Annotated in this window: 8 protein-coding genes and 1 pseudogene; 5 read left to right on the forward strand and 4 right to left on the reverse strand. The window is 56.5% G+C overall.

Annotated features, from left to right (window positions below; all coding sequences use genetic code 11):
• Positions 1-58: 58 nt before the first annotated feature.
• From HS1genome_RS08330 to HS1genome_RS08340, 3 genes are read left to right on the forward strand one after another with little or no spacing between them, the layout of a single operon-like run.
• The gene (locus HS1genome_RS08330) at positions 59-814 is read left to right on the forward strand and encodes a class I fructose-bisphosphate aldolase (RefSeq protein WP_126450384.1); all 756 of its coding nucleotides are present in this window, start codon (positions 59-61) and stop codon (positions 812-814) included.
• Between the two features lie 7 nt (positions 815-821).
• A complete protein-coding gene (locus tag HS1genome_RS08335) occupies positions 822-1793 on the forward strand; it encodes a carbohydrate kinase family protein (RefSeq protein WP_268243599.1) in 972 nt (323 codons plus the stop codon).
• 34 nt (positions 1794-1827) lie between these two features.
• On the forward strand, positions 1828-2901 hold the full coding sequence (locus HS1genome_RS08340) for a Gfo/Idh/MocA family protein (RefSeq protein WP_126450388.1): 1074 nt from the start codon (positions 1828-1830) through the stop codon (positions 2899-2901).
• Here HS1genome_RS08340 and HS1genome_RS08345 read toward each other — a convergent pair.
• Together HS1genome_RS08345 and malA are read right to left on the reverse strand one after the other, a co-directional pair.
• On the reverse strand, positions 2876-5809 hold the full coding sequence (locus HS1genome_RS08345) for an alpha-mannosidase (RefSeq protein WP_126450390.1): 2934 nt from the start codon (positions 5807-5809) through the stop codon (positions 2876-2878). The genes HS1genome_RS08340 and HS1genome_RS08345 overlap by 26 nt on opposite strands.
• Positions 5810-5852: 43 nt before the next feature.
• On the reverse strand, positions 5853-7850 hold the full coding sequence (malA, locus tag HS1genome_RS08350) for an alpha-glucosidase MalA (RefSeq protein WP_126450392.1): 1998 nt from the start codon (positions 7848-7850) through the stop codon (positions 5853-5855).
• A gap of 219 nt (positions 7851-8069) precedes the next feature.
• Between malA and HS1genome_RS12285 the strand changes: the two genes are divergently transcribed.
• A complete protein-coding gene (locus HS1genome_RS12285; protein WP_170166195.1) occupies positions 8070-8225 on the forward strand; it encodes a hypothetical protein in 156 nt (51 codons plus the stop codon).
• A gap of 444 nt (positions 8226-8669) precedes the next feature.
• Here HS1genome_RS12285 and HS1genome_RS08355 read toward each other — a convergent pair whose 3' ends face one another.
• Together HS1genome_RS08355 and bgaS are read right to left on the reverse strand one after the other, a co-directional pair.
• Positions 8670-10316, reverse strand: a complete 1647-nt coding sequence (locus HS1genome_RS08355) for a glycoside hydrolase family 2 TIM barrel-domain containing protein (RefSeq protein ID WP_126450394.1) — start codon at positions 10314-10316, stop codon at positions 8670-8672.
• A 10-nt stretch (positions 10317-10326) separates the two neighbouring features.
• Positions 10327-11771 (reverse strand): annotated as a pseudogene (bgaS, locus tag HS1genome_RS08360) (beta-galactosidase BgaS).
• 94 nt (positions 11772-11865) lie between these two features.
• Here bgaS and HS1genome_RS12750 point away from each other — a divergent pair.
• Positions 11866-12969: an MFS transporter gene (locus HS1genome_RS12750; RefSeq protein ID WP_158613755.1), complete on the forward strand. Its 1104-nt coding sequence runs from the start codon at positions 11866-11868 to the stop codon at positions 12967-12969.
• The last annotated feature ends 4 nt before the right edge of the window (positions 12970-12973 follow it).

The following is a 12973-nucleotide window of genomic DNA, read 5'->3' on the forward strand; positions in this document are numbered from 1 at the left end:
CGCTTTCTCATTCGATGTCGGAGGTTAATCATATTAGTTACTACCTTAAATTAAATGTATGAACAAGAGTAGACGATTCAAGAGGCTATTTCCCGACGGAATGTCGCTCATCGTTGCCATGGACCACGGCGTTACGTACGGCCCGATGAAGGGTATCGAAAGGCTAAAGGTGGCCGTGGAAAGGGTATCTCGGGGTGGAGCTGACGCAGTTATGGTCTCGGTGGGTTCGATCAAGTCCATCGAAGACGTCCTCTCTCCTTCCATCTCTGTGGTTGCCACGGTTTTCGACAGGGAAGACGTGGTAGCGGCCCTCAAGTTGGGGGCTGACGGAGTTAAGACCACCTACTTCGGCGAGGTACCACTACCCTCAGGCCAGGCAGTTAGGTTGAGGGAGGTCGCCAGGGAGGCTGACGATTGGGGCGTCCCTTACCTCATCGAGGTCGTTCCAGTGGACGAGAGGGGGGAGGTGGTCTACGAGCCACGGAGGGTCGCTCTCTCCGCCAGGGTGGGTGCTGAGCTCGGTGGAGACGTGGTGAAGGTGCCATACACCGGAGATCCACGGAGCTTCAGGGAGGTGGTGGAGGGATGTCCAATTCCTGTAGTGATCATGGGGGGCCCGAAATTGGACAGACAGGACCAGGTCCTCTCAATGGTCAGGGAGGCAGTAGACGCTGGAGGTGCAGGGGTGGCCTTCGGTAGGAACGTATGGGGGCACCAGGACGTCGAAGGAATGACAAGGGCGTTGAGGGGAGTGATTCACCAGGGTTGGTCGGTCCAGATCGCCATGGCCTCCTCTTTCACCCAAGAACGGTAGACCGAGATTGACCTCAACCCTTCTGATAGGGTTTTCGATGGTAGACGTTTTGGTGCGTGTACCAAGGCTTCCCGGCCCGGGGGAGGTTGTCCAAGCACACACGCTGACTAGCCCAGGTGGGCACCCTGTCAACGTCTCCGTTGACCTGAGGGGATTGGGATTCCACGGCCGAATCTGTGTCTCCTCTGCTGTGGGGCCGGATCCGTGGGGGGCCTACTTGGCTGAGGAATTAGGATCGGTCGGTGTGACCTTCGTCCCCCTGGTAGTTCCCTTGGAGACCGGCAGGACAGTGGTAATAGTGGAGGACGGCCTAGACAGGAGGTTCCTCACCTTTCACGGCGCGAACGAGGCGCTCAGCAGGGACTGGACCCTGAAGCTCTTGGAAAGCGAGAACCCGGACCTCCTGTACTTAGCCATGGGACTGGTGGGAGAAGTGGACACGGCAGCTCCGGAACTGTTGGATAGGGCTAGGGAGCTCGGGGCTGTGACAGTACTCGACTTCAGTCTCTCTGGGGGAAAGAGGAAGGAGATAGCCTCAGCAGTGAAGCACGCCGACGTCGTTCACTGTAACGTCGATGAACTCCTCTCCCTCAGCGGTGAGTCGGAGCTTCTCAAGGCGGCGAAGTTGAGGGGAAACTCGACGGCCCTGTTCGTGACTGATGGGAGTAGGGGTGCGCACCTGTTCGTCGGGGATCGTCACCTAGCCCAAGGTCCCTTCCAGGTGGAAGAGGCGAACCCGACTGGGGCGGGGGATGCCTTCACGGCCGGGCTTATCTTTCGTCTCCTCGTCGACAGAAGGGCACTGTCCGACCTAGATCAACAGGCAGCTTCGTTGACCTTCGCGCAGGCGGTGGGGGCGGCGAAGGTGACCAAGCTCAGGTCCTCAGGAGTCACGATGGAGGAAGTGAACAAGGTATTGGAGGCTCAAGGGGAATCCGTGATGTCTACGTTGATTGTGGAGCGGATCCGCGACTCCTAGAAACCTTTATTGAGCTCCGAGGAGTTGGTTTCCCATGGACAAACTCAGAGTCGGCGTGATAGGCGTAGGAGGACATGGCAGGAATAGACATCTCGTCCCTTACAGGAGACTCGAAGATGTAGAGTTAGTTGCGGTGGCCGACGTGAACCAAGACACCGCCAGGAAAGTGGGGGAGGAGTTCGGTGTGGCCCACTACGTGGACTACAAGGAGATGTTGGACAAGGAGAAGCCCGACTTAGTGAGCGTTGTAACACCGACCGGACTGCACGCTAGAATAGCGTCAGACGCACTTAAGGCGGGGGCCGACGTGTTAGTTGACAAGCCCGCAGGGGCGAACCTAAGGGAGGTCATGGAACTTTTCAACCTCTCGAGGGAGGTCAGGAAGAGAGTCATGGTGGGCTACTGGTCTAGGTTCTCTCCGGCCCTCTCTTACGTTCTCAGCCTCGCCAGGGACGGGGCGCTTGGCCAGGTGTATCACGTCTCGGCCTCCATAGTTAGAAGGCGGGGAATTCCGGGGTTACCAACCTTCATAGACAAGTCGCTCAACGGTGGAAGAGGTGCCCTCCTGGACATAGGGTGCTACGTCATAGACAACGCCTTGGCACCGCTGGGCTTCCCACCTCCCAGGAGCGTTTCTGGAGCAATTTACTCTAAGATAGGAGTGAGGAGGGAGGAAGTCCCCTTGAACTGGGGTTCCTGGGATCCGTCAAAGTTCGACCTAGAGGACTACGCAGTTGCTTTGGTCAAGTTCGATCGCTTCACCATGTCCCTGGAAGTCGGGTGGGCCGCCAACGTCTCCCATCAGGGTGAGGTCACCTTGGTGAGGATTCTAGGAGACGAAGGCGGGGTGGAGATGAGGGGGACAGAGGCCATCACTGACGTCACCTTCCACGGAGTTCAGGCCGGCCACGTCGTTGACGTGAAGCCCCACCTGAAGAAGGCGGACCTGCCCTTCGAAATGGTGAGGGAGTTCGTGAGCTCGGTGAGGGAAGGAAGAGACCCCTCTCCCAACCTCAGGGAGAGCTTGATACTCCACGCCGTTATAGATGGTATCTACAACTCCGCGGAGGAGGGGAAGGAAGTCACCCTAACCTCACTTTCAGGGTGACGATCTCCCTGTTTCCGTAGTCCAAGGAGACCGAGTTCCCTTCCACCCTGAGTTTCTTCTGAACACCGTTAAGTTCTAACAAGTCCGTGGCCTCTGCGGCACTCACTGGCCTGTTGAACCTTAGGACGCAGTTTCCCCTCCTGTTCTGGAACTCGAAGAGTCTGAGCACCACGGAGTCGTCGTCCTCCCCGATCTTCACGGCCTCCAGCACTAGGTCTCCCTCAACCGACAGCTGAGAAGGAAGGTCGGAGGAGGCCCTGACTACCCTGAGTGGCACGTTTAGCTCCCATGCCCTCCTAACTGGAAGTCCGTCCCTCCAGGTTCCCCGGTGTGGGAGGAGAGAGTAGGTGAACTTCGTCTCTTCTAGGTCGGTAGCTGGGTCTGGGAATATGGGTGTCCTAGTCAGGGTGATCCCGACCGAACTTCCCTTAACGGCCACGCCGTATTTTCCGTCGTTCAGGAGAGAAACACCGTAGTCTCCCTCAGAGAGATCTACGAACTTCTGCATTGGGGCCTCGAACCTCGCAGCCTCCCAGCTGGTGTTCCTGTGGGTTGGTCTCTCCGTCACCCCGAAGGGCGCGTCCACCACGTAATTCTCGGCGTTGACATCGAAGTCGAACCACGCCTTAACCATCAATTCCCTGTCCCTCATCCTCACAACCGTGAAGAAGTCGAGTCTGTCGGAGTCCGCCAGTAACCTCACCTTTTGCTCTATTTCGTTCCTTCCGAACTTCCTTATAGTGGTCACTTCTCCCATGAGAGGTCCGCGCGCCGTCACTTCGACGTGAGACGCCTTAATGTGGGTCGAGGCTAGTTCGTAGCTCGCCTCGACGTCCCACGCATCGTTAGGACCTGGAACGTTCTCGTACACCACAATTCTGTTGCCGCCTCCCTTGATGACCTGTCTTCCCTCCCTAAGGTCGACCACCGACTCCACTTCCCCGCTCTGATTCAACGTCACCCTCAGCAGGCCGTTATCGAGGACTATCCAGTCGTCTCCCTCCTCCACCCTCACCGGTGTGGTGGGTTGAGAGGGCGAGAGCTTAGAGCAACCCATTGGGGGGACCGTCGTCCTGACCAACGTTCCACCTTCAACCTCCTGACCCCCTTCTAACTCAGCGTTCACCTTAACGTAGTCGGTCCTGCTCCACTGGAGCGAGTTGCAGGCAACCAACTGGTCTCCCGAACCAAGGAGCTTGGAGAGGGCCTCCCCAGTCAGGGACTCTGCCTCATTGATCACTTCCTCCAGTTCCCTGTAGGCGACTTTGTAGACGTCCCTTATGGCGGAGCCTGGGAGTACGTCGTGGAACTGGTCCTTCAGTACGACCTTCCATAGGCGCTGGAACCTCTCTCTAGCGTAAGTTCCTGCAATCGAGGACCAGATCTCGGCCTCCCTTAGGGCGAGTTCTGCCCTCCTGTTGAGATACTTCATTGCGGAGTGCGAAGTGAACACCCCCCTGTGCGTCTCGACGTAAAGCTCACCTCTCCACTGGTCGACAGGGGATATCTTGGAGAGCTCCGTGCTCACTCCTCCCAGGGACACCTTGGGTAGTACTGGCAGTTCTTCTATCGCCTCCGCCCTTAGTAACATCTCCTCGGTGGGGCCACCCCCTCCGTCGCCGTAGCCGTAAGCGTAGAGCATGGGCTGGTCCTTCTCCTTCCACCCTCTCCACTGTTCTACCACGCTTGAGGCACTGAAGTCCGAGTTGTAACCTCCCTTCCCGTGTCCGAAGGCCACGGCCGGGATCTTGGAACCGTCGGGGGCAACCCAGTGGAACACGTTGTAGGGGAAAGTGTTGGTGTCGTTCCAGAACACCTTGTGTGTCGCGAAGGCCTTTGCCCCTCCTAGTCTGGCTACCTCGGGGACGGTAGATGCGAAGCCGAACGTGTCTGGGAGCCAGAGGACTTCTGCCAGTCTTCCGAACTCCCTCAGGAAGAACCTCTGGGAATACAACAACTGCCTAGCCAGAGACTCTCCTGTGACCATGTTGGTGTCAGTTTCCACGTAAGAGGCGGCTAGTTCCCACTTCCCCTCCTTCACCTTTTCCTTAATCCGCTGGAAGAGCTCTGGGTGGTCCTCCTTCAGCCACTCGTAGTATATCGATGCGCTCTGGACGTGGTGGAAGTCGTACCTGTCCATCAGAGTGAGGACTGTGGAGAAGGTCCTGTGCACTTTCCTCCTAGTCTCGTCGAAGTTCCAGAGCCATGCCGTGTCTATGTGGGCGTGTCCCACCGCTATCAATAGGCCGCGTTTTCCGTACTTCCTCCTCAGTTCCCCCAATCCCTCCTTCAGGTACAACAGGGCCTTCTCGAACCTAGAGCCGTCTTCCTCCTCAGCGTATATGGGCTCTAGGTCCTTCTCGATGGACGCAGGAAACCTTTCCACCCACCTAGGGAGGCCTGCTGCCTTAACGGCGAGGATGAGCTGATCCCTAGACACAGTCCTGAATGGTGCCTTGGCTAAGGCCTTGGAGAGCAAGGAGAGCATGTCCTCTTCCAACTCTGGATCCTTGAGCGACCTGACTGCGTCTAGGATAGAACTTCCGTAAGCCCAAAGTCTGAGGGCACTGAAGTCCCTCTCCACCGCAACAGGCGTTCCTAAGTTAACTTCCACCTTCTCCCCGAAGTCCATGAGGTTAGAGAATTCGACGCTCACCTCGTGCCTGCCCACCGGAACAGGCACAGATATGTGATATCTGTCTATCTCGAAGTGAGGTCTCCCGTCGAGCTTGACCAGTGCACTGCCCGCACTGTCCACCACCATCAGCCTGAAGTTTCCACCTGTCGAGTCCACGTTCACTTTCCCCACGTTCCCTTTGGCCTCTTCCCACTTGAGGAAGGTGGGTCTCTTGAACGAGCTCGCGAGGACGTAGTTAAGCCGTGATTCGAGTTCTTGATGAGTTCTCATCGAAATGTGAGCTGCTATGAAAAATAAAAATCTTCTCGCTAACCTATCCGAGCTTCACCTCCTTCCTCTTCCCTCCTACCTTCAAAGTCCTCTTGCTCTCGCCTAACACAGTGACCTTGTCCACCAACAGTTCCCCAGAGAAGGTCAGGGCTCTTCCCTTTGTCGAAGCGATCGTCCCGTCCCTCAACTTCAGCTCTCCCCCATCGCCGTACACCACGAAATCCACCCCTTCCTCTCCCGTCATCGGCACTACGGCACCTTCCCTAGCATATAGTGGGATCTCCGAGACGGAGTCTGCCCACGTCGGGCCAGCGTACTCCTTCCCTGTCCAGAACTCGGACCACCTCCCTCTCGGTAGGTAGACTTTCCTACTTTCAACGCCAGGAGCCACAATGGGGGCCTGAAGTAGGTGGGAGCCGACCATGAACTCATCGTCGAGCCTGTAGACGTTCTCGTCGTCTTGGAAGTGATAGGCCAAAGGCCTTACGATAGGGTGCCCCTTCTCGTGGGCCTCTAGAACCAGCGCACTTAGGTAGGGTAAGAACGCGTACCTTAGGCTGACCACCCGTCTTACCTTCTCCTTCCAAAGGTCCGGCAAGTTGTAGGGCTCTTGGTCCACTCCACCCTTTGCCTTGTGGTTCCTGAACAGGGGGAAGAAGAGGGCGGCCTCGTAGAACCTCACTAGAAGTTCGGGCGAGGAGGACGCATTGACCCTCTGGAACCTCCCCGAGAACCCCCCTATGTCACATCCAACGTATGGAACACCGCTCACTGAAAGTCCCTGGATCAGCACCAGTTGTAGCCTGAGATCGTCCCAGCTGGACACGTTGTCTCCTGTCCAGACGGCGGTGTACTTCTGGGAACCGGCGTACGCTGCCCTCGAGAGGACGAAGACGTCATCCCTGGTTTCCCTCAGGGCAGCGTAGGTCGCTTGGGCCTCGTAGTAACCGTAGGCGTTGTGGACGACGGCGTGGGGAACTTTCCTTCCGTCGTCCAGCGTGTGCACCGCGTCCTCGTCGATCGTCTTGCTCTCCTTGAAGAGCACTGCCGGCTCGTTCATGTCCAACCATATGGCGTCCACTCCTTGCGACAGGAGTTCCTTGAGCTTGGCCTTCCACCAACTCCTCGCCCTCTCGTTGAGGAAATCTATCCAAGCCGAGTGACCAGGCCACATCCTATCCACGTAGATCTCTCCCGTTGGCCTCTCCACGAAGCAACCAAGGGCCTCCGCGAACGGCCCGTAGCCCTGTTCGACCTTAAGGCAAGGGCTCACTATCGTGATCAGCTTAACTCCCATTGAATGTAGCTTCCGGGACAGTTCGGCCGGGTCTGGGAACCTTCCCCTGTCCCACGTGAACATCCTGTACTTATCCATGTAGTCTATGTCGAGGTACACCGCACTTACCTTGAACCCTTCCTTAAGGTGCTCCTCGACTATCTTCACCACGTAGTCCTGGGGGTAGTACGAGTACCTGCTTATTTGGTATCCCAGGGCCCACTCTGGCAGTAGGAACGGCTTCCCCGTGAGCTCCGTGTAGGCCTCCACCACTTCTTCAACTGACTTCCCTTGAAACACGAAGAGTTCCGCCGATCGCTCTGGGACGAAGAACGTCAACTTGTCGTACTCAAAGTTTCCGACGTCGACCACGACCCTGGAGGCCGAGTTGACGAAGTAGCCAACCGTTTTCCCGTCCGTAACTGAGATGAGGAAGTTGATTGATTTGTACATGGGGTCCGTGTACCAGAAATACACGCCCCCGACGTCGGTGTTCCACATCTGTACAGTTATCCTCCTCCGATCGAGTTCGAACGCCTTCTCTCCCAGTCCCAGGACGTGTTCCCTGAAGCCGAGCTTCTTCTGAATTACTATTCCGCTCCCTTTCAACGGGGACGGTGGTTGTCCCTCGTAAACGTCCAAGGACTCGGGCAGTTCGCCCAAAGAAGACCCATCACCCTTGAACGGGAACTCCACCACAGGCCTCGGGTCGTTCACGGAGACCTTGAAAGTGTTCTTACCCCTTAGCACATCCACCTTGGGCATGTACTATGTATTGCTCGAGAACGATTTAAGCCTGGAGGTTCAAACGACCTCTAAGTGGAAACGACACGTGGTAAACGGATGTTCCCCTTTCTCCACCTCATGGCTCTGCGCACTTCCCCTCTGCAGATTGAGATTTAAGTAAATACGAGATTCACTCATATCAATAGTAGAAAGTCTTTTAGGAAAACTCATACTTATACTGCAGTAGGTGATGTATAAATGATAACCACAGGGGTTGAAGCAAAGAAGAAGGAAGTGCCGGTTGAGTTTGTTGATCTAGGAGAACTTCCAGAGGAGTACGTGAGGTCCGAGTTCCCAGAGGATTGGAAGTACATCCAGCGAGTAAGGGATTCACTTAATCACTGGTTTCTTTAGCCCAGACAATTAGTTTCAGACCTCTTAGTAAACAGTTTCAGTTAGCTGCTCACTTCTCCCTCCCCTAGGGTAGACACCAGAGGAACGGACGGGAGCGCCAGTGATTCCGCTTCGAGGAATTCGTTAGGAATGCGTGAAAAAAGGCCTTTCCTACCTCGTTGAGGTATGGGAAGGGATCCGGCTATGGGACACGGCAGTCCAGTTCGACACCTCTAATTGGAGCAACTTCCCACTTAGTCAACACCTTCGGCGAATTAACAAACTATGGCTATGTCCATAGTTAACTATGTCACTTCGTAGGAGTGGTTTAGTGAATTCGAGGTGCCAAAGTGGACTTGTTCTCCAGAGGGTCAGAGACACGATCTCGTTATAGGTAAGTCTGGCCGATTCCAAAGTTAGATAACGCGCTCGAAGAGTCCCTCTGGGTGCCCAACGAGGTTCGAACTAGTCTACTTCTCCTCCCCGAAGTGAGAAGAGGTCCTTCAGCACCTTCCAGGCAAGCTTCGGTTGCCTGTCCCTGGTGACCACCCCTTTCCTGTTGAGGACTGTCCTCGTGGGTCCCCTACGGCCCTGCGGGGTCCTGAAGTCGGCGAAGTTCCAGACGTGCAACCCCGCCACGTACTCTAGGGAGCTCAACGATTCCACGTATCGTCTTATCATCTCAGCCTGATACTCCTCGGTCCAGGCAACCGGTGGGTCCCAGTGGACGCCGCTCAAGGCGTCTGCGCCGAACTCCGTGACTAGGACAGGTTTCCCGAATTTCCTTCTCACCTCCTCCACAGTCTCCACAGCCTTCCTCGTCCCTTCCTCCAGATCGCCGGAGTAAGTGTACCAACCGAAGTACATGTTAACTGAGACTACGTCGTCAACCTCGGTCGCCCTGTCTTCCAGGAACCTATTTGAGGCGTGCGTGATCGGCCTGGTGGAGTCCAAGGCCCGTACTACGTCCTTAAGGGCCGACGCGAAGGCCCTCGCTTCCTCCGTCCTAGAGTCCGGCTCGTTCATCAGGCTGTACATGATCACGGATGGTCTGCTCCTGTGCTGTACGACCATCTCACGCGTGACGTTTACGGCCTTCTCTAGGAAGCTCCTGTCCCTGAAGTGTCTCTCCCCTAGACCCACTAGGGGGGTCTCGAGTATGACCAGAAAGCCCATCTCGTCGGCGAGGTCTAGGTGCTCGTCGCTGTATGGATAGTGAGAGGTCCTGAAGGAGTTAGCTCCTACCTCCTTCATCATCTGGAAGTCCCTGATTAGGGCTGGACCCGGGATCCTTCTCCCGAACGTTGGGAAATCCTCGTGACGTCCGAACCCCTTGAGGAACAGTTTCCTCCCATTGAGTCTCAGTCCCTCTGACTCCACTTCCACCGTCCTGAACCCCACTCGTTCGTACACCTCGTCGTTTCCAACCCTCACCTCTAACGAGTAGAGCCTGGGGACCTCCGGAGACCACGGAGTGACCGTCACCCTCTGCTCCAGGACGAAGCGATCTACCACTCCCATCTTCCAGGTCTTCCCCAGTTCCCTGAGCTCCACCACGACCTCCGCCTCCGAGTTCGACCGTCCCTCCACCCTGAGGTTCCCATCAGCGTCTCCCGTAACGAAGAGGTCCTCAGCGTGCACCGAAGGCGTTGCCTCCAAGTACACCGGCCTATGTATTCCACCGTAATGGAAGAAATCGAAGTAGGTGTCGTTGAACCCATCTCCAGGTGGGATGGAGTCTGGAGCGATAGTGTTGTCCACCCTCACCACTAACCTATTCCACCCTCTCCTCGGAGAGCACTTCAACCTGAACTTAGTGAAGGAACCTTCGTGTTCTCCCAACTCCTCACCGTTGAGCCACGCCCTAGTTCTATATCCGGCTCCTTCGAAGACGAGCCACATGTCTCCCTGGGGAGGTTCGACGCGGAAATCCCTGAGGTACCACCCCACTGTTCCCAACTGGTCCCAGGCGGGGTTCTGCTCGTTCCACGAAGCTGGGACGTATATGGGTTCGCCCTCGAACCCGCGAGAGTAGTCGCCCTCTCCTTTGGGATCTGGCCTGAAGCGCCAGAATCCAGAGAGATCGAACCTCCACCTCGAGTCCGTCCTCAAGGAGGATACCTCAATGTCTCAGTGGCTTCACCGGCGGAACCCTGTTGAGGTGCTCTAGGTCATCTGGTACACCGCTGGATTTGGCCACCTCCCTATAGACTAGGGCGCTCGGTTTCCAGTATTGTCTCTTGGTCGAGTAGTCGACTTGGATGAGACCGAACCTCGGCGTGAACCCAGAGGCCCACTCGTAGTTGTCCGCCAGCGACCAGTGCAGGTAACCTCTCACGTCGGCACCGTCGTCGATGGCCCTCCTCACACTGCTTAAGTGGGTGACAAGGTAGTACGGCCTCTGGTAGTCCGCCTCGTCAGCTATTCCGTTCTCAGTCACGTACATCTTGAGTCCGTACCTCCGCCAGTACTTCACTAGGACGTCGTGAAGTCCCTCTGGGTAGAACTCCCAGCCGAAGTCGCTCGTCGGCCTTCCAGCGGAGCTCAGTGAGTTCCTCTCACAACCGTGACCGTAGCCTCCAACGCCCCTGTACCCCTTTTCGACCGCCTTCACCACTGTCCTCGTGTAGTAGTTGACACCTATCCAGTCAAGTCTTCCCTTCAGGTCGTCCCTCACTTCTTCGCCCAGTTTCCCCCTAATTACAGCGTCGAAGAACTTCCACCTATTGTCGTGTTCGGCCTGCTCCGCCGCTTCCTTGTCCTTCTCGGTCAGGGGTTCGAAAGAACTGTTCGCGTATATGATTCCCACTGGTTTCCGAGTCACCGACTTGGCGGCGTCGTAAGCCCTGCAGTGGGCCTGGACTATGTTCCTGAAGGCCCTCTCCGTCAACTCGAAGCTTAGGTGTCCCGGTGGGAAACCCGACTTCACGCTGGTGTAGCCAAGTCCCCACACGACGTTCGGCTCGTTCATGGTGGAGTACTCGTCCGCAATGTCCTCGAACTTCCAGGCCACGTACGCTGCGAACCTGGCGAACTCCGCGACGGTGGTGGTGCTCAGCCAGCCCGTCGGTCCCGTTAGGTCCCCTTTCCTTACCCTCACAGGGTCGTGGACCCAGAGTGGGAGGGGCCAGTGGTAGAAATTGAGGACGAAGTGGATGCCCCTGGACTTGATGTCCTTAAACATCTCCCTGTAGTGTTCCAGAGCTGTCTTGTTGACGTACTGATCAAGCGTCTTTAGGTCCCCCACTTCCACTTCCAAGACCTTTCCGTCCCTCTCTGTGAACTTCACTCTGGGGGAGGGTTGGGGAAGAGCCTCGACCACTCCACCCCTATCCTAGCCATGGTTAGTCCCATCCTCTCCGCGTTGTCGTGGAAGGTCCTGTAGTTTACCCAGTAGGCGGGACCGTCCTCTGGGAAGTCACCACTAACCAGTCCCGCCGCGATGTTCTCCTGGTCGTGGACCCACTTGAACCAGTCGCTGTTGGGGTCGGAGTCTCCAGAGCCCATCTCCGATTGAAACCCAGCCTGCGACCATCCGAACCTGAAGTCCTTTGGGAAGCTTATCATTCTCTCAGGCCAATTTTAGAGGGCGAAACGATATTAACGTTACCTGCCCAGCGATAGGGGCAAGACCTATAGGTCCGTTAGAGGGTGTATACAAGTGGAACTTAGGCGTCAGGCTACTGCCCTCTTCGTGACCTACTTCCTTGCCTGGTCCGTGGTACCCATCTACGGGTTGTTCTCCACTTACCTCTTCTCAGCCGATGGGGTCCCGATCTTGGAGGTGGGGGCCTTCGGAACCTCCTACGCCGCCTCCTCAACGGTTGGACAATACGTCTTGGGAAGGATGTCAGACGCAACGTCGAGTAGGAAGACGGTGATGCTAGTAGCGTTGGTGGGGATGTCTTCCTCTACCTTAATGGACTTGCTGTATCGCTCCACTTTCACTTTGGCCTTCTCTGGGATAAGTGCCGCCTTCTTCGCAGGCGGTTTCGCTTCGACCGTCCTGGCGTCATCTGTGGAACTGAGTGGAGGTGCGGGCTCCAACATCAGCCTCGTTAGGATCGGCGGGGCCCTTGGGTGGATCGTGGGGAGCCTCCTCATCCCTTACCTTCTGACTACAGGTGGGACTCCTCGTACATTCCTGGTATTGGAGGTACTTTTGGTGGGGAGTGTCCTCTTCGCCTGGTTTTCCATACGAGATTCCCACGTCACGTCTGCTCCTCCGGTCGAATTAAGGAACGGGCCCATTTACCTCTACGCTGGATTGGCGGGAGTGATAACGTCCTCCGCCTCTTGGATGCTACCTCCCTTCGTGGAAGCGTCCGGTGGATCCATCCAGTTCTTGGGCAGGGTGATCGCGTTGGGAGCTGCGGCGGAAGTTCCATCCATGCTACTTGCTGGGAGACTCTACGACAGGTACAAGAGTGGAGCGCTGTTGCTTTTTAACGGTGCGATCCTGAGCGTGGCCGTTTTCCTATATGGACTGCTCCCACTCAACTTGCTCCCGTTGGCCCAAGTTGCGAGGGGAGCGGGCTACGGACTTTTCGTGGTCTCGGTACCAGCGATCCTCGCCGGCCGAGGAGGCAAAAGAGGGGAAGTGGCCGGTGCATTCCTAGCCTCCTACTCTGCAGGTTCTGTCGTGGGAGGTGTCGTGGGCGGAGCGCTCTCGGAACTGTTTGGGGCTAGGTCGTTCTTCTTACTCGTGTCGTCCCTTCTGTTGGCGTCCTCAGTTGCAACGTGGGTTCGACGCCGAGATAGGTAGGGAA

Origin of the sequence: Sulfodiicoccus acidiphilus (assembly GCF_003967175.1) — an archaeon.
In the GTDB taxonomy this organism is placed as follows: domain Archaea; phylum Thermoproteota; class Thermoprotei_A; order Sulfolobales; family Sulfolobaceae; genus Sulfodiicoccus; species Sulfodiicoccus acidiphilus.

Bases quoted from the DNA above. Each gene is read 5' to 3' on its own strand.
- HS1genome_RS08330 (WP_126450384.1), top strand. From the start codon at position 59: ATGAACAAGAGTAGACGATTCAAGAGGCTATTTCCCGACGGAATGTCG.
- HS1genome_RS08340 (WP_126450388.1), top strand. From the start codon at position 1,828: ATGGACAAACTCAGAGTCGGCGTGATAGGCGTAGGAGGACATGGCAGG.
- HS1genome_RS08345 (WP_126450390.1), bottom strand. From the start codon at position 5,809: ATGAGAACTCATCAAGAACTCGAATCACGGCTTAACTACGTCCTCGCG.
- malA (WP_126450392.1), bottom strand. From the start codon at position 7,850: ATGCCCAAGGTGGATGTGCTAAGGGGTAAGAACACTTTCAAGGTCTCC.
- HS1genome_RS12285 (WP_170166195.1), top strand. From the start codon at position 8,070: ATGATAACCACAGGGGTTGAAGCAAAGAAGAAGGAAGTGCCGGTTGAG.